This window comes from Rossellomorea aquimaris TF-12 (assembly GCF_001648555.1).
Classification (GTDB): domain Bacteria; phylum Bacillota; class Bacilli; order Bacillales; family Bacillaceae_B; genus Rossellomorea; species Rossellomorea aquimaris.
Genome location: NZ_LQXM01000018.1, coordinates 16,517 through 41,924, shown reverse-complemented (window position 1 = coordinate 41,924; position 25,408 = coordinate 16,517). Strand labels below are relative to the sequence as shown.

The following is a 25,408-nucleotide window of genomic DNA, read 5'->3' as shown; positions in this document are numbered from 1 at the left end:
CGTATATAAAAAATATTTTATTTAAATAAGAGGAGGACTTTATCAATGGCTAAGGATATTAAATTTAGCGAAGAAGCACGCCGTTCTATGCTTCGCGGTGTAGATCAATTAGCAAATGCAGTAAAAGTAACTCTTGGACCTAAAGGACGTAACGTGGTACTTGAGAAAAAATTCGGTTCACCACTTATTACAAATGATGGTGTGACGATTGCAAAAGAAATCGAACTAGAAGATGCATTCGAAAACATGGGTGCTAAGCTGGTTGCTGAAGTTGCAAGCAAAACAAACGAAATTGCTGGTGACGGTACAACAACTGCAACGGTTCTTGCTCAAGCAATGATCCGAGAAGGTCTTAAAAACGTAACAGCTGGTGCAAACCCTGTTGGCGTTCGTAAAGGAATCGAAAAAGCGGTTCAAGCAGCAATCGAAGAGTTAAAAGTAATCTCTAAGCCAATCGAAGGCAAAGATTCAATCGCACAAGTTGCGGCAATCTCAGCTGCTGACGAAGAAGTTGGTCAACTGATTGCAGAAGCAATGGAGCGTGTTGGTAACGACGGTGTTATCACAATCGAAGAATCTAAAGGATTCACTACAGAGCTTGACGTTGTAGAAGGTATGCAATTCGATCGTGGATATGCATCTCCATACATGGTAACAGACTCTGACAAAATGGAAGCTGTTCTTGAAAATCCATACATCTTAATTACAGATAAGAAAATTGGAAACATCCAAGAAGTACTTCCTGTTCTTGAGCAAGTGGTACAACAAGGTAAACCACTATTAATGGTAGCTGAAGATGTTGAAGGTGAAGCTCTTGCAACTCTAGTAGTGAATAAGCTTCGCGGAACATTCAATGCTGTTGCTGTTAAAGCACCAGGCTTCGGTGACCGTCGTAAAGCAATGCTAGAAGATCTAGCTGTTTTAACTGGTGGAGAAATGATTACAGAAGATCTTGGATTAGATCTTAAATCTGCAAACATTACTCAACTAGGTCGCGCTGCTAAAGTAGTGGTAACAAAAGAAAACACTACAGTAGTAGAAGGCTCTGGAGATCCAGAAAAAATCGCAGGTCGTGTAAACCAAATCCGTGCTCAATTAGAAGAATCTACTTCTGAATTTGACCGTGAAAAATTACAAGAGCGTCTTGCTAAGCTTGCAGGTGGAGTAGCAGTAGTGAAAGTTGGAGCTGCAACTGAAACTGAGCTTAAAGAGCGTAAACTTCGTATCGAAGACGCATTAAACTCTACTCGCGCAGCAGTAGAAGAAGGTATCGTTTCCGGTGGTGGTACTGCACTTGTGAACGTATACAATAGAGTAGCATCAATCGAAGCGGATGCAGATGTAGCAACAGGTATCAACATCGTGCTACGTGCTCTTGAAGAGCCAATCCGTCAAATCGCTCACAACGCTGGATTAGAAGGTTCTATCATCGTAGAACGTCTGAAGAAAGAAGAAGTAGGTGTTGGATTCAACGCAGCTACTGGTGAGTGGGTAAACATGATCGAAAAAGGTATCGTAGACCCTACAAAAGTAACTCGTTCTGCACTTCAAAACGCAGCATCTGTTGCAGCAATGTTCTTAACTACTGAAGCAGTAGTAGCAGACATTCCTGAAGAAGGTGGCGGCGGCATGCCAGATATGTCTGGTATGGGCGGCATGGGTGGAATGGGCGGCATGATGTAATCTGCCCCCGTTCTATGAAAAGATGGCGAGCATTTGCTCGTCATCTTTTTTTGCGCTCAATAAAGTGTTTGATCTATGGAAATGTCTGAGCCCCACTATGTTAAGTGGTGGGGAAGGAACTTTTATTCTCTCTAAAAATATGACTTGTTTAGTTAGTCAAACAGTCAGTGTCACAATTTATTTAATCACTACATAATGCCGCATCATCTCATAATCCTCATGCTCCAAAATATGACAATGCAACACAAACAACCCAGCATAAGGACCAAACGGAACAATAATCCGCGTCACCTCACAAGGCCGATCACGAACCGTATCCTTCCATGGGCACATTCTGAATATGACTCGTCGGGCGGATGGTTTTCATTTTGGGAAGGGGATCCACGAACTTCTTCAGCATATCGATCGCTCCTCTTGATTGTTTAGACTTACTTTAGCTTATTTACAGAAGCAAAAGGTCACGCCTATTTCATAAGGGGGGCTTGCTCTAATTGTACAGTTCATTAAACGTCATCGCTAAAATATTCAGAATTTTTCAAATAACTGATTGCTTTCTAAAAGGGACTAGTGTATATTGAAGTTAAACTTAATTCGTTCATTGAAAGAAGTAAGTGGAACGAGGACGAGGTGAAGGAATTGAAAGCTTTACGAACGGGAAGTAAGGAGCTCATTAAAGAGATCAATCGCTTTAAGGTGTTAAATATTATTCGCCATCAACAGCCGATCAGCCGGTCGGAAATTTCTAAACAGTGTGAGCTGGGAATCTCCACGCTGTCGTACATCATGGAAGAGTTGAAGTCTCAGAATCTGATTTATGAGGTTGGCGAAGCAACGTCTACTGGTGGAAGGAAAGCGAAGTTGCTTAAGTTCAACGAAGACCATGGGTATGTCGTCAGTATTAAGATTGAAGAAGAGCAAATTTTGATAGCGCTTACAAACATGAATGGTGACATTTTACGAAAAACGTATACGCCATTTGAGAAGAAAGCATCAGCGCAAACGATCGTGTCGTTGATTGAACAGGAAGTGAAAAGGATGTTTTCTGAGGAAGCTAAAGATCTCTCTTTTCTATTAGGAATCGGCGTCCTTTCATCTGGGATTGTGAACCGGAACGAAGGGAAGATTATCCGTTCTTCGATGTTGGGGTGGGAGGATGTCGCCATCACTTCCATGATTAAGGTCTATTTCCCTGAAGTACCGGTGTTTGTGGATAACAATATCAATGGATACGCACTCGCTGAGCTAGAGAAAGGGAGAGGTCAGAAGGATCACGACTTTCTAGTCGTATCCATCGGGGCTGGACTCGGCTTATCGGTCGTAATGGGACGTAACATCTATTACGGAGCCATAGGAGGCGCTGGGGAATTCGGTCACACGAACCTTGTAATGGAGGGGTATCCTTGTCACTGTGGTCAAAAAGGCTGCCTTGAGATGTACGCGTCAGAGTTCTACTTTAAGCATAAACTGAGGGAACTCGAGGATACAAAATCAGACCTATTACAGAGGGATTATCATTTTTCAAAAGTAGCCACTGAAGCAGAGGCGGGTGACGAGCTTTCGATCTCGCTTATGAAAGAGATGGGCACACACCTTGGCTACGGGTTGAGAAATCTGATCAACACGTTGAACCCTGAGAAGATCATTATGGTTGGAGAAGGAGTCAAATATAAGCATTTGTTCGAAGAGAACGTATTAGAGATTGCGCACGATAATTTCTTTGAAAAAGTGAACATTTCAACCGACATCGTGTTTTCCCATTTGAAGGATGACTCCTGGTTTACAGGAGGGGCATTACTTGCTATCAATCAACTATTCCAAGAACCGATCTATCAGCAGATGAAAGCAGGCGTATGAAAATGTTGAGAGGGGGTGGGAGCCTGTGGTAGGCATGACGAAGAAAAAAACAGTCTTTTGGCTTTGTATCTTTCTTCTGCCGAACTTGTTAGGGTTCTTGACGTTTATAGGAGCTCCGATCGTTTCTTCTTTAGTCATCAGCTTCACTGACTGGGATCTACTTGGAGATATTGAATTTAACGGTGTCGAGAACTACATACGATTGATGCAGGATCCTGATTTCTGGGTGTCTTTCCGAAATACGTTTCTCTTTATTCTCGGCTATATCCCCTTAGTATTAGTCTTCGGTTTAGCTTGTGCGTTACTGCTGAACCAACAAATGAAGTTCCGACCGTTTTTTCGGGCTACGTTCTTTTTACCGGTTATAACGAGTTGGGTTGCGGTTTCCCTTGTGTGGAAATGGTTGTATAACCCGGAATACGGTCTGATCAACTATGCGCTTTCTGTCATCGGAATCAGCGGCCCTCAATGGTTGAATGATCCGACTACAGCGATGATTGGAATTATTCTTGCAAGTGCTTGGAAGGATATTGGATTCGTGATGGTCTTGTTCCTTGGTGGACTACAAAATATTTCTCCATCTTTCTACGAGGCTGCGTCCATAGATGGGGCGGGAAAAGCGAAGAAGTTGTGGAACATCACCATTCCATTACTGGCTCCGACGACGTTCTTTGTCACGATTATTTCGTTAATCAATTCATTCCAGGTATTTGACCAAGTGATGATTATGACAGGTGGAGGACCAGGGGGTTCAACCGTTGTCATGGTACAGAATATTTACAATCACGCGTTCCGCTATTTTGAGATGGGATACGCATCTGCGATGAGTTGGATCTTGTTCTTAGTCATTTTTCTATTTACATGGATTCAAATGAAGATTCAGGATAGGGGGGCGAATTGATCGATGGCTATGGAGAACTCAAGCAAGGCTATGGTTTATCAAAACATAAAGTCTAAAAAATCAAAGCGACGCCCGAACCTTAATCAAACCCTTTTTTATTTACTATTAATTGGAGGCGCTCTCATTATGTTGGTGCCGTTTCTATGGATGGTTTCGACATCCTTAAAGCCGGACGGCGCGACAATGGTGCTGCCTCCTGAACTCATCCCAAATCAACCGACGACTCAAAACTATGAGCAAGTGACTCAACAGTTTCCGATGATGCGCTTCTTGTGGAACTCGGTTCTCGTTGCGGTGTTGACCACAGTCGGGCAAATGGTTTTCAGTTCGATGGCCGCTTACGCCTTTGCAAGAATGCAGTTCCGAGGTCGGGATAAGCTGTTCCTCTTATACCTCGCCACCATGATGGTACCTACACAAGTTACAATGATCCCACAGTTTATTCTAATCAAGCAGTTCGGATGGTTGGATTCGTATCAAGGTCTGATCATTCCGACCATGTTCGCCGTATTTGGAACATTCCTGATGAGACAGGCGATGCTGAGCATTCCAAGAGAACTAGAGGAAGCGGCCTTCATGGATGGTGCGAATCATTTCCAAGTCTTTTACCGCGTTTGTCTTCCGTTAATCAAGCCGATGCTTGCGGCCCTTGGAATTTTTACCTTCATGCAGTCGTGGAACAACTTCCTCTGGCCTTTGATTGTGATTAGCAACCAAGAACTAGCTACTTTGCCATTGGGACTTTCCTTATTGCAAGGACGGTGGGGGACCGACTGGGGATTGATGATGGCTGGTGTTGTCATTAGTGTCTTACCTATTTTAATCGTCTATCTTTTCGCTCAAAAATACTTCATACAAGGCATGACGATGAGCGGAATGAAAGAATAAATTCCATTATATTAAAAGGGGAGAAAAGTACATGAAGAAAATCTGGCTTTTATCTATGCTGTTTTTGTTGGCTGTCGTTGGACTGATTGGTTGTTCTTCGGAAACAAGTGGAGAAGATGGAGAAGAGGGCGGCACAACAGAAATTACGTATTACAGCTTTTCCGCTGCGCCTAACTATGAAGATGTACTGGCTGATATCGTCACGGCCTTTGAAGAAGAAAATCCGAATATTAAAGTGAATACAGAACTTGCTGCTTACGATGATTATTTCACGAAACTGCAAACACGCTTGGCCGGGGGCAATGCTCCAGATGTATTCGAGCTGAACTATGAGAATTTCGTTCAGTATGCGTCCAAGGGGACATTAGCTGACCTTTCTGGTTTTATTGAAGAGGATGAAGAATTCGATCCTTCCCAGCTGAACCAAGAAGCGTTCGAAGCGTATCAGTATGATGGAAAACAGTATGGGATGGTCGAGAGTTTCTCTAACGTGTTGACGTTCTATAACAAAGAATTGTTTGATGAAGCGGGTGTTGATTACCCGACTGCTGACTGGACGTGGGAAGATGAACTGGCAGCAGCTGAGAAGATCACAAACAAAGAGAACAATGTTTGGGGTACATATGCCCCAACGACGATGAACGAGTTCTTTAAGATTGCGGCTCAAAACGGTGGTCAGCTGTTCGATGGAGATGGGAATCCTACAGTTGATACGGAAGAAAACTTAGAAGCGCTCAACTACATGGTGGATAAAGTGACGGAATCAGGCGTTACACCATCACCTGGTGAAATGTCCGGGCAAGCTCCAGCGGATCTGTTCTTGAATGGGCAGCTAGGAATCGTCCACACAGGAATCTGGATGTTTGATGCATTCAAAGAAGCTTCCTTTGAATGGGATGTTGCATTAGAAGCAGGCAACACACAAAAAGCGCACCACTTCTTTGCCAATGGTCTTGCTGTATCAGCTGATACCGAAAAACAGGAAGCGGCTTATAAGTTTGCACGATTCATGAGTGCGAGTGATCAGGTGGCCGAACTTCGTGTTGAAAACTCTTGGGAGCTTCCAGCTGTGTCGGATGAAGAAATCCTTCAGCCATACCTAGAGCAGACCCCTCCAGAGAATCGTCAAGCGGTCTTCAATGCCTTGGACTCTCTTGTGATGCCTCCTGTTGTTGAAAACTGGAGCCAGATCAATGATGTTACGAACCAAGAATTCGAAAAAGCACTGAATGGAAGCAAATCAACGGAAGACGTCTTGAAGACCCTTCAATCAGAATACGAAAACATTTTAAATTAAGGATGGGACAGGAAGGATATATGTGGGAATCTCCATATATATCCTTCTTTATGAAAGGATGGTAAACGTGGATCAAGCCTATTTATCGTTACTTCGTGCTCATGTAGACCAACTGAAAGGAAATCACTCCGACGTCAAACAAACTCTCACAGCGTACCGGCCCAATCTGGTAGAGGATCCTTTTTACACGATTGTTACATGGCTTTGGTTGTTTCAGAAACAAGTGGGTCTGACGCCAAATGATAAGGAACTTACCGCTATTGATGACCAGCCGTTCATTACCTATATAGCGGAACAGTGGAATCAGTCTCACTCCGATATATGGGGGAACGGTGGAGACATCTATCTGTCACATGTTTCCATGGCGTATGCTGCGTTATTGGAAACGAAGAATAACCGTCAGCAGACGGAAGTACAGAAAACGATGACCGTCATTCGCGATTTTGTCTTCAACGAACTGCTCTCGGGTGGCACGGCCTTGAATGCCAAGGAAAACAGGGGGATCTCTGTCGATCAGACGCTTGCGGTCATGCCGTACGGGTTGTTCTCTCCAGAAGACTTGATCATGGTAGAGGCCACTAAAAAAATGGTACTGCACTTGGAAGAAGCAGACGGCATGATGCCTTACCATGGAGCAGACAAAACGTCCAAAGCGGCAACCGCGATGATGGCTCTCTATTTCCTTGAGAAATACGACCAAGAAAAAGCACACCATTTCGCCCGCTTAACGAGGAATCACCCGGAAGCAGACGAACTTGGCGATGTCATTCTGGCTTTATTCGATTATTACGCTTCCCAGAATAAAGAAGGGGACAAGGTCATTCATGATCCACTTGGCAATGAAAATGTGTACTTGCCGCAGTTGACGGAAAGATCCCCGCATTATCCGACCACCGAAGACCATGTACAGGTCGCCTGCAAGGTCATTAGTGAAAGGGTCATTCAACGTGTGGAAGTGCGCGTGGATAATGAGACTGGTACATGGAGCGAATCGATCGAACTATCACCGAAGGTAAGAAAGGAAGCGATCATCTATCAAGGAAAACTAGCTCCACTCCCCAGTCACGGAACGTATTCTTATGTCTTTCACGTTACATTTGAAGAAGGGGGAGAGCTCTACTCTGATACATATACCCTCTCGACTAGGAAAAAGAAATCCGTTGATGCTTTTTCGATCGTGGAAGCCACAGAGCGAGAGCTGGAACTCGGGTTCGGAGAAGGGCATCGACTCACGTTTGAAATCAGTGAGAAAGGGATGGACATGAACCTTCGGCCTCACTCAGGTGGGGACACCCCGGATGGTGCTTCTGAGAGTGCGTCGATAGCGGCCGGAGATTATCGTCTGCATGTGGAGACCGCTTCGTCGGAAATCGTCCTTTTTTACAAAGAAGAGGAATTTCTGAGGTCGCATCCGTTGGTGGCTCCTCTCGAGTGGAAAGAGGATGTAGCAGGGAGGGTCTGTGAATTCCAGCTGCATTGGTATTCTCCTAAAGAAGAGCAATTCTATGGATTCGGGGAGCGCTACAATGCGATGGAACAGCGCGGGGAGATGATTGATTGCTATGTGTATAACCAATACAGAGACCAAGGAACGCGGACGTACATCCCGATACCGTTCTATATGACCAACAAGGGTTACGGATGTCATGTTGATACAGCAATGTACACGAAGTTCGACCTCGCCTCCTCTTTGCACGATCGATGCACATGGTTGATTGAACAAAATGAAAATGTGGAGGAAACCACCGTCCATGTTTACTTCGGAGATTACAGAGAACAGGTTCAAGCGTTTACGGATGGCACGGGCAAGCCTGAGATGGTGCCGGCCTGGGCGCTGGGACCTTGGATGTCGAGCAATAACTGGGATCGTCAGTCGATCGTAGAGGACGAAATCAAAGCGACGAACGATCATGGTATTCCAGCTACGGTGATCGTGTTGGAGCAGTGGAGCGATGAAGCGACGTATTACATGTTCAATGATGCAACGTATGAGTTGAACGAACCAGGGTATATCCATCGTTATGAGGAGATGGATTTCCCTTCATGGGGACGCTGGCCGGATCCAAAAGGGATGGTCGATCAGATCCACGATGAGAACCTGAAGCTCATACTATGGCAGATTCCGATTCAGAAATACTTGAACAAACAGCATCACCCGTTAAAAGACCAGGATGAAGCGTACATGATCGAGAACGGATACGTCGTCCAAAATGAAGACGGCAGCCCGTATCGCATTCCTGAGAATTGGTTCACGAATAGTCTGATCATGGACTTCAGTCATCCAGAAGGACGGAAGTGGTGGTTCGATAAGCGCCAGTATTTGTTGGATATTGGGGTCGATGGATTTAAAACCGATGGCGGCGAGTTCGTGTTTGGGAAGAATCTGCAGTTTGCGAATGGACAGACGGGAAGTGAAATGCGGAACCAGTATCCGAATGATTACATTGGTGCCTATTACGGTTTTGCCAAACAAAACGACGGCATCACGTTCAGTCGGGCGGGCTACACGGGGGCTCAGCAATTCCCGGCGCACTGGGCGGGAGATGAACGGTCTACCTTCGATGCGTTTAAACGATCCCTGATTGCTGGGTTGAACGCTGGACTTGCAGGCGTTGTCTTTTGGGGATGGGACCTGGCTGGATTCAACGGTGACATCCCGACGGCCGAGCTGTTTATGCGCTCATCGTCCATGGCAGCCTTCTGCCCGATCATGCAGTACCATGCGGAAAGTAAAGCAGAGTTCAGCCAAGATAGGACGCCTTGGAATGTTGCCTCGCGTACGGGAGAAGACCAAGTCATCGATGTGTATCGCTTCTTTGCGAATGTGCGGATGAATCTGATGCCTTACCTCTATCAAGAGTCGCTCAAAGCGTGTGACACAGGAGAACCATTGATGAGAGCGCTCATGCTTAATTTTCCAGAAGATGAGCGGGTGACAGCCATCTATGATGAATACTTATTCGGCGAATCCTTGCTTGTTGCGCCTGTTATTAAAGAAGGAGAGATCGAACGGAATGTGTATCTTCCGGAAGGGAAATGGGTGGATTTATGGACAGAGGAAGTGTTCGTAGGTCCGACGTATTTCAAGTCTACTGCTGGAGTCGAAGAGATCCCTGTGTTCGTGCGCATGAACCGGGCGCTGTTATTGAACGTCGACGAATCAGGTGAATTAGGAAGCGCTGTTGGCAATGATCTAACTTCCTACAAACAGCCGCTATGTCGGATTTATTGTGACTCATCCTTCCAAGAGAAGCTCATCGACCATCTCGGTCATGAAGTCGAGTTGGATGTAGAAGTAAAGGATGACGAGGTTGTAGTACATGTGAGTACGGACCTGGAATCATTAAATATAGAAGTAATCGGTACGGAGAAGAACACGCGAACGGAAAAGACAATCAAAAAAGGATGAGAAAAATGACAATCGCATGGTGGAAGCAAAGTACGGTCTATCAGATTTACCCGAAGAGTTTCAATGATACGACTGGAAACGGAATAGGGGACATTCCCGGCATTATAGAGAAGCTCGACTACTTGAATAAACTCGGAATCGATGTGATCTGGCTGTCCCCTGTCTATGATTCGCCTCAAGAAGACAATGGGTATGACATACGAAATTACAGGCTGATTGATGAACTATTCGGATCAATGGAAGATATGGAGAAATTGCTTGAAGAAGCGCACAAACGGGACATCAAGGTCGTGATGGATCTTGTAGTCAACCATACGTCAGATGAGCATCCGTGGTTTGTCGAATCAAAGAGCAGCAAAGACAATTCGTACCGCGACTACTATATTTGGCTGGACGGGAAAGCGAACGGAGAGCCGCCGACGAACTGGGGATCCATTTTCAGCGGATCGGCATGGAAATATGACGAACCTACCGATCAGTACTACTTGCACCTTTTTGCCGAAAAACAACCCGACTTGAACTGGGAGAACCCTGAGCTTCGTGCCGATATTTATGACATGATGAATTTCTGGATGGATAAAGGGATTGTTGGGTTCCGTATGGACGTCATCAATTTCATTTCCAAAGATTATCCTCTGGAAGATGGAAAGGTAAATGAAGGTGACAAGTATGGAGATCCAGGTCCTTATTTCTTGAATGGTCCGAGAATCCATGAATTTTTACAAGAGATGCATCAGGAAGTATTGAAAGGCCGGGATGTCATGACGGTCGGAGAGATGCCGGGAGCGGCACCTGAAGATGCGAAAGCGTACACAGATCCTGAGAATGAAGAACTGGATATGATCTTTACGTTCGAGCATATGTCACTGGACCAACACGGAGGCGACAAGTGGAACTTGAAGCCGCTGGATCTCAGAGAGCTGAAGGAAAATTTTGAAAAGTGGCAGACGTCCCTTCACGGTGTCGGATGGAACAGCTTGTATTGGAACAACCATGATCAGCCGCGGATTGTTTCCCGCTTTGGAGATGACCAGGAATACCGTGAGAAATCTGCGAAAATGCTCGCCACCTGCCTGCACATGATGCAAGGGACGCCATACATCTATCAAGGCGAAGAGCTTGGCATGACAAATGTTCGATTCGCTAGCTTAGAAGATTATCAGGATATTGAAACGTTGAACATGTTAAAAGAAAAGCAGGAACTGGCGTGGTCTACAGATCGGATCATGGATGCGATCTATACGAAAGGCCGCGATAACGCCAGGACACCGATGCAGTGGGATACGTCCTCTCACGCGGGCTTTACATCCGGAACGCCGTGGCTGAAAGTGAATGAGAATCATAGGACGATCAATGCTGAGGAATCTCTTAACAATCCAAAATCTATATTCTACTATTACCAAAAGATGATTCAGTTGCGTAAAGATATGGATGTCATTTCGAAGGGGTCTTTCCATCTTTTGATGAGAGAGTCTGAGAAGGTTTTTGCTTATGAACGAGAAGGGGATCAGGAATCTCTTATCGTTTTGTGTAATTTCTCAGGTGATGAGGTGGAACTGGATTCGGATGTTGTGGAGCGGATTCAGGGGGCTTCTGTACTGATTTCGAATGAGGATGGTTCTTTGGGGCGTGGGGTTTTATGTCCATATGAAGGTAGTGTGTATAAAGTGTAGTAATTGAGAGCCCGAGATTCATAAAAGGGGGTGAACGTCTGTTTCTTCGATCTGATTAATATAAACAGGAGGTAATTTCTATTAAACATTTAAGTAAGAATTTTCTTGTTGTTTTCCTTTCGCTTTTCTTCCTTTTTCTTTTCACCTCAGCTACTGCCTACGCTATAGACGGAGTCTACCATGATCCGTATGGAATTGATGGTCTTTACGAAGTCAAACAGACAGAAAGAAGTCCGCGGGATCCTGTTGCTGGACAAGACGTTTCAATCAAATTAACCACTTGGCCTGTTGAACCTGGACAGTCCACATGGGTTACTTGGACGAAAAATGGTGTACAACAACCAGTGATCAACGGTGACTTTAAGTACAATGATGGAAACAACACTTATTGGGAAGTGAACCTGGGCTCTCTTAGTCAAGGGGATGATGTAGAGTACACCGTACATGCAAACAAAGACGGGGCGAATGAGAAGACGATAGGTTCATTCGATTTTACGGTTACTGATTGGGAGAACCTTACCTCTATTAATAGCTTCACGGACAATACGAATCGTGTAGAGTTCTCAGGTTCATCTACAAACGGGAACTTCACACCAGAGATGAGTTTGTCTTTTGCGGCTGACGATGTTTTTCGCGTTCAAATGAGTCCGAATGGTACAGGAACGTATGATAGCGGACTTAGTAATTATACGGTTAGCGAAAGTTCAAATGAAATCGTCGTGAGTACCTCAGAGTTGCAAATCAAAATACAAAAAGATCCATACAAAATGAGTGTGTACGAGGAGGACGGGCAGACGCTAGTTGCTGAGGAATATGACCCTGTTCAAAATCGTACAGCAGGTTGGTTGACAGATGGCAGCAGCACGATTGATAAAGTCGAGAACCATTTTTACACACCAACCAATGAAGAGTTCTTCGGTTTTGGAGAACGTTACAACCAAATCGGCAAGCGTGGAACAGAAGTGGATACTTATGTTTACAACCAATATCGTAATCAAGGTGAACGTACTTACTTAGCCGTTCCATTCTTCTTGAACACGAATGGGTATGGATTGCTTGTCCATTCTACTTACTATTCCAAGTTCAAATTAGCAACCGAGAAACAGGACATGTATAGTTTCACAACAGATACTGGTGGAAACAGCGGGGCTATGTTGGATTATTACTTCATTCACGGAACGGATCTTCCGGATGTTATAGCCAACTACACAGACGTGACAGCTAAACCTGAGATGTTGCCGAAGTGGGCTTTTGGTCTATGGATGTCAGCGAACGAGTGGGACCGTCAATCAGAAGTAGACAATGCGGTTGCCCAGGCGTCTAATTATGACATTCCAGCAACTGCGATGGTTTTGGAACAATGGAGTGACGAGCATACCTTCTATGCTTTTAATGATGCTCAGTACACCCCTGTATCAGGAGACCAGTCACTCGGTTATGAAGACTATACGTTTGGTGGGAAGTGGCCTGATCCTAAAGGGATGGTTGATAACGCTCATGCGAACGACATACGAGTATTGATGTGGCAAATTCCTGTTTTGAAATATACTGATTATGCTTATCAACAGAAAGATAACGATGAAGCGTATATGATCAATCAGGGATATTCTGTTGAAAATGGCGATGGTAGCCCTTATCGCGTACCGGAGAATAAATGGTTTGGAAACAGCCTCCTTTTAGATTTCACGAATCAGCAAGCTACGGATTGGTGGATGTCGAAGCGTAGCTATTTGTTTGATGACATCGGAGTTGATGGATTCAAGACGGATGGCGGCGAAATGGTCTGGGGAAGAGATGTTACGTTTGATAATGGTAAAGCTGGTGATGAAATGAGAAACCAGTATCCTAATGAATATGTTGCAGCTTATAGTGAGTTTGCTAAGTCTAAACAATCAGACGCTCTTACATTTAGTCGAGCTGGGACTACAGGGGCCCAAGAACACGGTATTTTTTGGGCTGGTGACCAGACGTCTACTTTCTCTGCATATCGTGATGCTATAAGAGCAGGACTCTCTGCCAACGCATCTGGAATTCCATTTTGGAGTTGGGATTTAGCTGGATTTACTGGAAGCTTTCCAACTGCAGAACTATATAAGAGGTCAACAACGATGTCGGCTTTTTCTCCGATTATGCAGTTCCACTCTGAAAAAGCGAATCCATCAGTAAGTGAAGAACGTTCTCCTTGGAATGTAGCGGATCGTACAGGTGATTCAACGGTCATTGATACGTTTCGTGAGTATACGAACATGAGGATGAACCTCCTCCCTTACATTTATAGTGAAGCCAAGAAATCCAGTGATCAGGGTGTACCGCTTATGAAGTCTTTGGGTATCGAATACCCTGAAGATTCGAATACACATGCTATTTCAACACAATATCTGTTCGGGGATAGTCTTCTTGTTTCTCCTATTGTAGAGCAAGGAGCCCAGTCACGGGATCTGTACCTGCCCGAAGGGGAATGGATTGATTTCTTCTACGGTGCAAAACGACCTGGAAACCAAACGATCAACTATTATGCTGGTGTGGATGATATTCCGGTCTTTGTGAGAAGCGGAAGCATTTTACCAATGAACTTTAATGATTCCTATGATCTAGGTGGATCCGTCGGTAGCGAATTGGAGGCATATAACCAATTGACATTCAGGGTTTATCCTGACGGTTTCACCTCTTATGATTGGTTTGACGATATCGGAGGCAGTGTGAAGGAAATTGTATCCGATGAGAACTATGATCTGGGAACAGTAACAATCGATGTTCCAACAACGAATACGCAAACGGCGCTACAAGTGTTCACATCTAAACCTGACAGCGTTACAAATAATAGCGTTTCGTTGACCGAGCATTCGAGCTTATCTCAGTTCATGTCCAGTAACTCTGGTTGGTATTATGATGCTGAACAACGGTTGACATACGTAAGGTTGGATCAAAATGCAGGAAATCAGGAAGTCGTGTTGAGTGGTGTGGAGAAGCCGGGATACGAAGCTGAATATGCTGAATTGAATGGAGTCTCAACAAACACAAATCATAGCGGCTACTCAGGGACAGGCTTTGTAGATGGGTTCGCTCAGTCTGGTGATTCTGTCCAATTTGAAGTCAACGTCTCAACGAGTGAAATGTACACCCTTGGTATCCAGTATTCTGCTGGAACGGAGAATGCTTCAAGGGAAGTATTCGTAAACGGTACGAAGGTAACAGATGTATTCCTAGGAAAAACGAGCAATTGGGATACTTGGAATCGTGCAGAGGTTAACACCAATTTGAATGCAGGTTTGAACACGGTTGAGATACGCTATGGATCAGCTAGTTATAGTGGGATAAACCTTGATTCTTTAAGTATCAACTAATCAAATTCTAGTAGCTAGGGCGAATGTTATGAATGAGGTAACGTTCGCCCTGTTTTTTCTTATGAGAGGAGAGAGGCTGTAGTGAAATCACAAAAGAAGTTCTCAACGATTTTTTCTATTCTTACAGGGTTGATCACGATGGTTGTCCTACTGTTGTTCGTTGCTCCTTCGATCAAAGTTGAGGCAGATGCGAGTGAACTTGGAAATGTATTAAATAGCTCAGTGAGTAATGGGGTACTTGAGCTGACAATTGATAATGGGCAGAACCCTAATGATGACATTCTCATATTGGAACCCTTGAAAGACAATTTACTTAGAGTCAATTATCGACCTAATGGGGAAACGGTCAGTCCAGATACACCGATACTGGATCCAAATCGATTATTTAATTTTAATAATGCCACAATCGATGCAACGACTGACCCCATAACAATCACGACTAATCAAATGACAGTTGAGATTTCTAAGTCACCTGCACGAGTAACGGTTAAGAAACCGGACGGATCCACCATGCTGTGGGAGCCCTCAGAAGGAGGAGTCTTTTACGATGGGGTTCGGTTTAAACATAACTTAGGAGATAACATATACGGGGTCCGAAGTTACAATGCCTTTGAGGGTGGAGGAGATTTACTTCGCAACAACAATGAGCACGGAGCTCATGCAGGACAGCAAGGTGACTCAGGGGGACCATTTTTTTGGTCGACGGATGGGTACGGCCTTCTAGTAGATAGTGACGGCGGTTATCCCTACACAGAAGAAGCAAGTGGCAAACTGGAATTTTACTATGGAGGCACCCCTGAAGAAGGAAGAAGATATTCTAAAAGAGATGTTGAATACTTCATTATGCTTGGTGATCCTGATGACATTATGAAGTCATTCACTGATCTTACAGGGAAGTCTCCAATCATGCCGAAGTGGTCATTAGGTTTCTCGAACTTTGAATGGGATACAGACCAATCAGAGATGACCTCTATGGTTGACACCTATCGTGCTAAGGATATACCCATTGATAGCTATGGGTTAGATTATGATTGGAAGGATTACGGTGAGGACAACTACGGTTCGTTCAGGTGGAATACAGATAACTTCCCGGATAGCAGTACTACCAATTTCAAAAACCAAATGGATAACAAAGGTATCCATATGATTGGGATTACAAAGCCTCGAATCGTTACAGAAAATGAAGCCGGGCAAAGAACAACGCAATACCAAGATGCAGAGAGTGGGGGCTATTGGTACCCGGGTCACCAGGAATACCAAGATTATTTCATTCCAGTTCAAGTAAGAAGCATTGACCCTTACAAATCTGCAGCAAGAGATTGGCTTTGGAATCACTATGAAGGTGCTTACGATAAAGGTATAGTAGGTTGGTGGAATGATGAAACGGATAAAGTTTCTTCGAATGGCATCGAGTACTGGTTCGGCAATTTCACAACGTCTCATTTTTCTCAGGCAATGTATGAGGGACAACGAGATTACACAAATGATTCAGAGAGGGTATGGCAGACAGGCAGAACATATTATCCAGGAACTCAAAGGTTTGCGACGACTCTATGGTCTGGAGATATAGGTTCTCAATTCTACAAAGGAGAAAAAATCAACTGGGCAGCGGGGATGCAAGAACAGAAATCTGTGATGCTGTCCTCTATTAATAATGGCCAGCCTAAATGGGGAATGGATATAGGTGGATTCAATCAGGAAGACGGTAAGATTACAAACCCATCTCCTGAATTATACACAAGATGGATGCAGTTTGGTGCATTTTCACCTGTATTTCGCGTACACGGTAACAATTATCACCAACGGCAACCTTGGTTTTTCGGAAACACGGCTGAGGAAGTATCAAAACAAGTGATGAAGCTCAGGTATTCACTGATGCCTTACATGTATGCTTATGAAAGAAAAGCTTTTGAAAATGGTACAGGGTTGGTGAAGCCACTTATGCAGGAGTATCCTGATTTAGAGCGTGTAGAAAACTATACCGATGGGTGGATGTTTGGCGATTATCTCTATGTTTCCCCAGTAGTCGAAGAGAATTTGATGTCTAAAGAAATTTATCTACCTCCAGGTCAGTGGATCGATTACTTTACGGGAATAACTTACGAGGGAGACCAAACAATCAACTATTCATTAGACTCAAACGAATGGACTGACATTCCATTGTTTATTAAAGAGGGGGCGATCATACCTTCCCATAAGTCATTGGATTATGTAGGACAGGAAGTGATAACTCAAGTGAATGTAGACGTATTTCCTTCTACGAATGAGACAACTTTCACTTATTATGACGACGATGGAGAGAGCTATGATTATGAAAATGGTGAGTTCTTAAAACAAGACATAACAACTATTAAGCAGAATGGTGTCGAAGTGATAATTGAGTCGAAGGAAGGTTCATACACTTCTGGACTAGAAGACTATGTTCTTGAGATACACGGTAAAGCAGCTACTTCTGTGACGGCAAATGGAATCAGTTTACCTTCCTATAATGATAAAGAAAGTTTATTGCAGACTAGTGGAGAAGGCTTTGCGGTAGGTAAAGATGAATATGGTGTCGTTACTTATGTGAAAGTGTCGGCCCTTTCAACTATTACAAAGACACTGAATCTAACGGGAGATGCTAATGTGAGTGTAACGTCCTATCTAATGGAGGCAGAAAATGCTTCTTTATCAGGGGACACGGTTTCTACTCAGGCAGGTTCTAACAATAACCATCCAGCGTTTACTGGAAGTGGTTTCGTAGATGGATTAGACCAAGCAGGAGCTAAAGTCACGTTTTACCCAACAGCTAAGGCACCAGGTGAATACAGTGTGAACGTTCGTTATTCAAATGGAAGTGGTTCAGAGCAGACACTGAGTTTATTTGTAAATGGAGACTATGAGAAACAAGTGACGTTCTCTGCTACTGCTAGCTGGGGTGACTGGTCGACTGTAGAAGTGAAGGTTCCTCTTGATTCTGGACAAAGTATTGTTTCCTTCGCTAATAATAGCGGTGCAGGAGATAGCGGACGAGTCAATATTGACCACATCGTCGTTCCTTTCAAATACGATACTTCAACTTATGAAGCAGAGGCAGCCACTCTTGTAGGAAGTGCCGGTTTGAATCAAAACCACTGGTTCTATTCGGGAGAATTTTTTGTTGATGGGTTAACATCTACAGGTTCATCCGTGACCTTTGATGTGTTTGCACCTCAAGCAGGGAACTACGATTTAAATCTTGATTATTCAAATGGAACTCAAAGTATACAGACTTTATCACTGATCACAAACGGAAATTTCCAACGTCAACTATCTTTAGATCACTCAGGTAGTAATTGGAACATTTGGAACACAACGAATGATACAGTCTCACTATCAAAAGGGCTGAACACAGTTACGTATGAATACACAGCTAGTGATAGTGGTAATGTGAACTTGGATAAATTAAATGTAAAGTTATCATCAAGTTCACATGGGCTATACGAAAAAAATATTTTAGATAATGGTAGTTTTGAAAGAGATGTGAGTTTACCAGACAACTGGACAGAGTGGCATCCGAGTGGACAAGCCGTGGCCTATGGTGTTGATGAGGGAATTGGAACGAATCCTCCTGAAACAGCTTTCCATTTAGACCAAAGGGCGTATTTCTATCAAAGCTCCGCTTACAAACAAAGCATACACCAACTTGTTAACGTACCTGATAATAATGAAGAATATTCAATTGAAGCTTGGGTCCGTTTGAAGAACACCGTGCCTAACATAGCTCGCCTTGAAATCACCAATTATGGTGGAAGTGATCAATTTATTGATCTATCCCCTGATAATGAGTGGCAATTAATAAAGGTAGATGATGTTTTGGTTACAAATGGGATGATTGATGTTGGATTTTTTGTAGATTCACCAGGTGGTACGACACTACACATTGATCAAGTAAAACTAACCTCATCAAACTGACGGTGTTGTATCTTTTTGAAATGATAATTATTAAGGCTAGGGTGTTCTTTGCAGTGTCTGACCTCCATTACTTTTTAATGTAGTGGTGGTCAGGCACCCATTTTGTGTCTCTGTACAAGAAAATAGTAGTCAGTATATTTCCTGTTATAGACACATTATTAGAATTAGGTGCCTAATTAGGTGCCTGACCCCCACTACGCTAAAGTATTAATGCAACGGAGGTCAGGCACCGACATAATTGCATTTCCATTTTTATTATTAGAGAGCTTTATACAAGGTTAAGGTAAACACTGCTACACCATTTAACTCCCATCACCACTCTAGCCATGTGGGGTGTGTGAACATTGGTGACAAATTATCTGCTTGAAATGCTAACATTTTGCTAACGCAATCCAATGAAAAACGGTGACACCAAGTTAAAGATGTTACAGAAAGGATTCAGCAAAACGCTGATTTAACGCATTTTACGCACACAGCATGTTAGATATTACACACTTTCACCTTACGGGCGGCATGATGTAATCTGCCCCCTCAACCCTTGATATAAAAGGATTTGTTGGTAAGGTGAGAGTGGCTTGCTGACATTTTGCTAACATTGAGGATATTAACGGAGGCTTCTCAGGAGTTCGCTGAACTTTTGGGAAGCTTCTTTTTTTATTTCTTCAGTGATTTAGGGGGAAGGATGGGTTTGTTCAAGGGCTGAAACTATATGAACTAATGACATAAAATCGGGTTACTAAGAGTTTTGCAAAAATATATGAATGCAAATAAGTGAGTAATTATGAAGTAGAAACACAATTCAATAATTCTTGCTAATTATATGAAAAGGTGCTATTTTAATGTCAGAAATAACAATCTAAACGTTTATATTTTAGGAGTTATGCAGAAATGGATTCAAAACCAAATATTCAAGATGTGGCAAAGCTTGCGAACGTTTCAATCGCAACGGTGTCGAGGGTGATCAATAATCAGGGCGGTGTTAGAAAGGCGACGGAGGAGAGAATCCTAAAAGCGATTGAGGAACTGGGCTATATTCGAAATGCTGCTGCAAGGACCATTAAACGAAAAGAAAGCAAAACGATTGGTGTAATAGTCACTGACATCACAAATCCTTTCTTTCCGCTCGTGATGGCTGGGATTGAACAAAAAGCGCGTGAAAAGGATTATGTCACCATTCTGAGTAGCACAAACGAGTCACCTGTTGTTGAGGAAAAAATTATCAGAAACTTCATTGAACGCGGAGTAGACGGTATTATTATCACAACCGCAGATGAAAGTGGTGACCAACTGAAGCTTCTTCAGGATCAGAATATACCAGTGGTGGCGGTAGACCGAAGTATTAAAAATTTTGAGGTAGATACTGTTCTGGTCGATAATGTAAAAGGGTCATATCAAGCTGTCCAGCAACTGATTCTTATGGGGCACCGAAAAATTGCCATTATTTGCGGTCCGCAAAATACAACGCCGGGATTGGAACGGTTCCTTGGCTATAAAAAAGCCTTAGAGGATTATAATATTCCTTTTGATGAAAGACTTGTAATTAATGGGGATTTTGGAGAGGACAGTGGTTACTCAGGAACAAAACAACTGAAAGAACTTGATGAACGTCCAACTGCAATCTTTTCATCAAATAACTTGATGACAATAGGTTGCGTGAAAGCATTGAATGATTTGAACTGGAAGTTGGGCAGTGAAGTGTCGTTCATTGGATTTGATGATGTAGATATAGCAACATTTCTGAACCCGAAGCTCACAGTTGTGTCAAGACAGATGAATGTGATAGGTGAAATTGCCCTTACACTGTTGTATGAAAGAATTAACTTTAAAGGCAATCTTCCGCATCGACAATATTTACTAACTCCAGAACTGATTATTAGACAGTCATGCCGGCTTATGGGGGAATAAGTTCGAAAATATTATCAATTACGACATACTCTCATTCAAATAGACAGGTGAAAAATATGCCTGTCTACTTGAATGAGAGTATTTTACGTCAAAGAAGTTTTATTAACTCTATTCCAGACAACCGCTGCATATGAAGATTCTTTATAGAGAAATTATTTCGCTTTTGATCTATTGGCAGAACTCTCTAGTGTAAAAAGTTCTACTTCATTCAATATCTCCCATAAATTTAGGAACTTCTTACGAAAGAAGGATAGTATGTTTTTACTAATTAAAAGGTTTTATGAAAACCCTTCCAAAAAAACCTTGCCAGTTTAATTAAAAGGTGCTATTCTAAACTCAGAAAAATCTAAACGTTTACATTTACTCTTAAATAATCTAATAATATCAACTACGTTTTTTAAAAAAATTTAACAAAAAATCTAAACGTTTACATTTTTGGTATTTCATTAAAAGAAAAGAATCTATAAAAAATCTAAATTGGCTTGATTAGGATTCACGTATTATCCGAGTAGACCTACTGGGTTAACGAAAAAAAACAATTTCTATCGGTGTTTTGAAAGCGCTTTTATTAAATGAATAATGTAAAGAAAAGGAGAGTAATATGGACACCGCAAAAAAATTGCACACACACTATTGAAGCAGATGGCATGAAAGTACAGATTTTGGAACTTTGTACAGAAGCGAGGGAGCATGGATTTGCATCTGTTTGTGTGAATCCAATATGGGTGAAAACAGCATCATTATAAAAATTACATAAAGGAGAAATCATAATGACAAACAAAAACTTGATTCAGTTACCGGATGGATATTTGAACCGAACCCCCATTTTTCAGTTTATCCTACTATCTCTGCTGTTCCCGTTATGGGCAGTAGCAGCAAGCTTGAATGATATCCTAATCACACAGTTTAAGCATGTATTTGAGTTAAGTGATTTCGCGAGTGCTTTTGTTCAAAGTGCATTCTATGGCGGATATTTTCTTATAGCAATACCAGCTTCAATGGTCATTAAAAAGACAAACTATAAGTTTGGAATTATTACAGGGTTACTGTTTTATATTGCAGGATGTATATTTTTTTATCCGGCTTCGGAGATGGCAACGTATATGATGTTCTTGTTTGCAATTTTTTCAATTGCCATCGGTCTTGGTTTTCTTGAAACAGCTGCAAACACATACAGTTCTATGATTGGACCGCGTCAGTTCGCAACTCTTCGCTTAAACATTAGTCAAACTTTTTATCCAATTGGTGCGATTTCTGGTATCTTGCTAGGAAAGTACCTTGTTTTTCAGGAAGGTGCAAGTCTTGAGGCGCAAATGGCCACTATGTCTCCTGAAGAAGCAAAAGTTTTTGGGATACAGATGCTACAGCATACGCTTGAACCATACAAATATATAATTTTTGTCCTAGTGGGTGTATTGATTTTATTTATTTTAACTAAATTCCCTTCATGTAAACCAGTTTCTGAGCAAGCGAAGACTTCCACAAAATCACCAAACTTGCTACAAACTCTTAAGTATCTTGGTGGGAACAAAAGATTTCGTAAAGGGATTGCAGCCCAGTTTTTATACGTTGGAATGCAGGTTGCGGTATGGTCATTTACAATTCGTCTGGCCCTTGACTTAAATCTGGATTTTAATGAACGTATTGCTTCAAATTTCATGGTGTTTAGCTTTATTGCTTTCTTTGTTGGAAAGTTCATTGCTAACTTCCTAATGGCTCGCTTCACTCCGTCAAAAGTCTTGTTTGTTTATTCAATTATCGGGGCAGCAATGCTTGCCTATGTAGCGTTAGTTCCAAATATTACTGCGGTGTATGCTGCGGTGCTTGTAAGCTTATTGTTTGGACCATGTTGGCCGACTATTTATGCGGGAACGCTTGAAGTTATTGAGGATAAATATAAAGAATTAGGTGGAGCAATCCTAGTCATGGCAATAGTTGGGGGAGCAGTAATTCCGGTAGCACAAGGATTTGCATCGGACCTGCTAAATTCAATGCAGCTCTCATTCCTTATCCCTATGGCATGCTTTATCTATGTTGGCTTTTATTTCTTGAATAAAATGAAGCAGAAAGCGGCAGGTCAGAATGAAGAAGGAGAAGTGGCTTAGTAAAAACTAATTTGTAAAGGCAGTCGAATTCCGACTGCCTCATATTAACATAGGAGACGATTCGAAATGACATCAGGAATAATTGAGTTGCAGCGTAATTATTATACAGATAGTAGTAAGACGATTTTTCAAAATGATGAAATGACAGTAAATCTATTCCGTTATCCGTCAGGTGTGGAAGCAATTGAGCTTAAAAATTCACGTGGTAGAATGGTTGTTCTTCCTTATATGGGTCAGATGGTTTGGGACTTGGAATTTGATGGAGTAGATTTGAAAATGAAAAACATGTTCTCCCAGCCGAAAAAGGCAGATAGTGTTGTAGATACATATGGATGCTTTGCTTTTCACTCAGGATTGATCAGCAACGGTTGCCCAGGCGATGAGGACACACATGATCTTCATGGTGAAATGCCATGTGCGGAAATGGATAGATCCTGGCTTGAGATTATGGACGACGGCATTAAAGTCTGCAGCGAGGTAGAGTATGTGAAAGGGTTTGGACACCATTACCTTGCACGCCCATCGATAAAAATTTTCAATGAACAATCATTTGTTGAAATGAATATGACAGTCAAAAATCTTTCTGGAGCAGATATGCCACTTCAATATATGTGTCACACAAACTATGCGTATCTTGAAAATGCGGTTATGAAGCAAAATATTCCAGATGGTGCATTTGAGCTCAGAGAGTCGATACCTGACCATGTGAAGCCGACTGAGAAATGGTTGGAATACAATAAAAAGCTCCTTAGTGGAGAAGAAACGATAACAGCTTTAACTCAACCCGACATGTTTGATCCAGAGATTGTTTTTTTTGCTGATGAATTGAACCAATATCAAGATGAAGCAGAATTTGAAATAGTTTCTTCTAATGGAATTGCATTTTTCACTAGATTTTCTACAAAAGAATTGAATTACGGAACGCGCTGGATATTACATAATCAAGACCAACAGGTTGGAGCTTTCGTACTACCGGCAACCTGCAGACCAGAAGGTTTTCTTGCTGCAGAAAGATGCGGTACGTTATTGAAACTAGGTGCTGGTGAAGAAAAATCTTTTACAGTAGTAACAGGGAAAAAATAAGAAAATAAGGAGGTAATTACATGGATATAGCAGTGATAGGTTCTAATATGGTGGATCTCATTTCATATATTGATAACATGCCAAAAGAAGGGGAAACGCTTGAGGCTCCAGATTTTGAAATTGGTTGTGGTGGTAAAGGAGCAAACCAGGCAGTCGCAGCTGCAAAAATGGGTTCCGATGTTATGATGGTCACAAAGGTTGGTGATGATCTTTTTGCGGATAATACAATTCAAAATCTTGAAAGTTATGGAATTGACACGGAGTATACTCATAAAGTTCCCGGTACATCAAGTGGAGTAGCGCCGATTTTTGTAGATCCAGAATCTCAAAACCGCATCTTAATCATCAAGGGAGCAAATCAGTACCTTTCGCCGGAGGATGTCGATCTGGCTGCAGAGAAGTTGAAACAATGTTCTTTGATTGTTCTGCAACTTGAAATTCCGCTCCAGACGATTTATCGAGCAATTGAATTTGGAAATGAACATGGAATTCCAGTTATTCTGAATCCTGCACCAGCATCAAAGGATCTAGATTTCAGTTATGTATGCAAATGTGATTTTTTCATTCCAAATGAAAGTGAACTGGAAATCTTGACAGGGATGCCTGTTAAAACAGAAGAACAAATCAAAGCTGCTGCTAGTACGTTAATTAATAAAGGAGTCAAAGATGTAATTGTTACCATGGGTAGCCGAGGTGTTATGTGGGTGACCAAAGAAGATGTACAGATGGTTAACTCACATAAGGTATCTGCTATTGACACAACTGGGGCCGGAGATGCTTTTACAGGTTGTTTTGCTCATTATCTTGCAAAAGATGGTGATGTATCCCATGCGATCAAAATGGCCACTGCTTTTGCTGCATTAAGCGTAACAAAGCGTGGCACACAAGCATCTTATCCAAGTTTGGATGAAGTAGAGCAATTAGTGGCTATGAGAGCTTAAAATAGTAGGTGTGCAAAAAAGCCGATGAAGAAATGATTGAAGAATCCTATCGAAATCAGGAAAAGAGACTTAAGGAAAAAAGAGAAATAATCCCATTATGAAAGCCTTAAACTATGTCCTTTCCATCAGCATTACTTCTTAGCATGTCTTTTAATTGACTGGATATTGTTTATTAATACTTATATCTTATTTAAGCACCAATAATATAGGCGTTTTCATGCCTCATATTTAAGTATTTCAATTACTAAGAGAATGGGGGCTGATGTAATCTGCCCCCTCCACTAGCAAATTCTAGTCAAAAAGAGGTCACTCCATATGGAGTGACCTCTTTCTTTAAAAGGAAACAGTTCAAAGGTTTATCTTTATTAAAAAATAGGTAAAAAGTAACATAC

At 42.3% G+C, this 25,408-nt stretch carries 13 protein-coding genes and 2 pseudogenes; 14 read left to right on the top strand and 1 reads right to left on the bottom strand.

The genetic code is table 11. The features are described from left to right. The first annotated feature begins 45 nt into the window (after nucleotides 1-45). Complete coding sequence (gene groL / locus IQI_RS02525) at nucleotides 46-1,683, top strand: chaperonin GroEL (protein ID WP_064091171.1); 1,638 nt, start codon at nucleotides 46-48, stop codon at nucleotides 1,681-1,683. A gap of 177 nt (nucleotides 1,684-1,860) precedes the next feature. Here groL and IQI_RS20200 read toward each other — a convergent pair. Further along, nucleotides 1,861-2,007: pseudogene (locus IQI_RS20200) on the bottom strand (multicopper oxidase domain-containing protein); the annotation flags it as partial. Nucleotides 2,008-2,319: 312 nt separating this feature from the next. Between IQI_RS20200 and IQI_RS02520 the strand changes: the two are divergent. The 13 genes and pseudogenes from IQI_RS02520 (at nucleotide 2,320) to rbsK (ending at nucleotide 25,016) form a co-directional block, all read left to right on the top strand. Continuing rightward, nucleotides 2,320-3,537, top strand: a complete 1,218-nt coding sequence (locus tag IQI_RS02520; RefSeq protein WP_064091186.1) for an ROK family transcriptional regulator — start codon at nucleotides 2,320-2,322, stop codon at nucleotides 3,535-3,537. A 25-nt stretch (nucleotides 3,538-3,562) separates the two neighbouring features. Further along, nucleotides 3,563-4,438: a carbohydrate ABC transporter permease gene (locus IQI_RS02515; protein ID WP_064091170.1), complete on the top strand. Its 876-nt coding sequence runs from the start codon at nucleotides 3,563-3,565 to the stop codon at nucleotides 4,436-4,438. Nucleotides 4,439-4,441: 3 nt separating this feature from the next. Then, entirely contained in the window at nucleotides 4,442-5,326 is an 885-nt protein-coding gene (locus IQI_RS02510) for a carbohydrate ABC transporter permease (protein ID WP_408006849.1), read from the top strand. Nucleotides 5,327-5,357: 31 nt separating this feature from the next. Further along, nucleotides 5,358-6,623: an ABC transporter substrate-binding protein gene (locus tag IQI_RS02505; protein WP_064091169.1), complete on the top strand. Its 1,266-nt coding sequence runs from the start codon at nucleotides 5,358-5,360 to the stop codon at nucleotides 6,621-6,623. Nucleotides 6,624-6,690: 67 nt separating this feature from the next. After that, nucleotides 6,691-10,032, top strand: coding sequence for a glycoside hydrolase family 31 protein (locus IQI_RS02500; RefSeq protein WP_197489697.1), 3,342 nt, complete (start codon nucleotides 6,691-6,693; stop codon nucleotides 10,030-10,032). After that, entirely contained in the window at nucleotides 10,029-11,705 is a 1,677-nt protein-coding gene (locus IQI_RS02495; RefSeq protein ID WP_064091168.1) for a glycoside hydrolase family 13 protein, read from the top strand. The genes IQI_RS02500 and IQI_RS02495 overlap by 4 nt, the downstream gene beginning before the upstream one ends. A gap of 80 nt (nucleotides 11,706-11,785) precedes the next feature. Beyond that, the gene (locus IQI_RS02490) at nucleotides 11,786-15,049 is read left to right on the top strand and encodes a TIM-barrel domain-containing protein (protein ID WP_156509820.1); all 3,264 of its coding nucleotides are present in this window, start codon (nucleotides 11,786-11,788) and stop codon (nucleotides 15,047-15,049) included. An 81-nt stretch (nucleotides 15,050-15,130) separates the two neighbouring features. Further along, a complete protein-coding gene (locus IQI_RS02485; RefSeq protein ID WP_156509819.1) occupies nucleotides 15,131-18,982 on the top strand; it encodes a TIM-barrel domain-containing protein in 3,852 nt (1,283 codons plus the stop codon). An 888-nt stretch (nucleotides 18,983-19,870) separates the two neighbouring features. Continuing rightward, nucleotides 19,871-20,887 carry a LacI family DNA-binding transcriptional regulator gene (locus IQI_RS02480; RefSeq protein WP_064091166.1) on the top strand — a complete coding sequence of 339 codons (1,017 nt, stop codon included), beginning with the start codon at nucleotides 19,871-19,873 and terminating at the stop codon, nucleotides 20,885-20,887. Nucleotides 20,888-21,505: 618 nt separating this feature from the next. Next, nucleotides 21,506-21,627, top strand: a pseudogene (locus IQI_RS21300) (deoxyribose-phosphate aldolase); the annotation flags it as partial. Between the two features lie 30 nt (nucleotides 21,628-21,657). Further along, the gene (gene fucP / locus IQI_RS02475; RefSeq protein ID WP_064091165.1) at nucleotides 21,658-22,992 is read left to right on the top strand and encodes an L-fucose:H+ symporter permease; all 1,335 of its coding nucleotides are present in this window, start codon (nucleotides 21,658-21,660) and stop codon (nucleotides 22,990-22,992) included. 66 nt (nucleotides 22,993-23,058) lie between these two features. Beyond that, entirely contained in the window at nucleotides 23,059-24,075 is a 1,017-nt protein-coding gene (locus IQI_RS02470; RefSeq protein ID WP_064091164.1) for an aldose 1-epimerase family protein, read from the top strand. Nucleotides 24,076-24,095: 20 nt separating this feature from the next. Continuing rightward, complete coding sequence (gene rbsK / locus IQI_RS02465) at nucleotides 24,096-25,016, top strand: ribokinase (protein ID WP_064091163.1); 921 nt, start codon at nucleotides 24,096-24,098, stop codon at nucleotides 25,014-25,016. Nucleotides 25,017-25,408 lie beyond the last annotated feature (392 nt).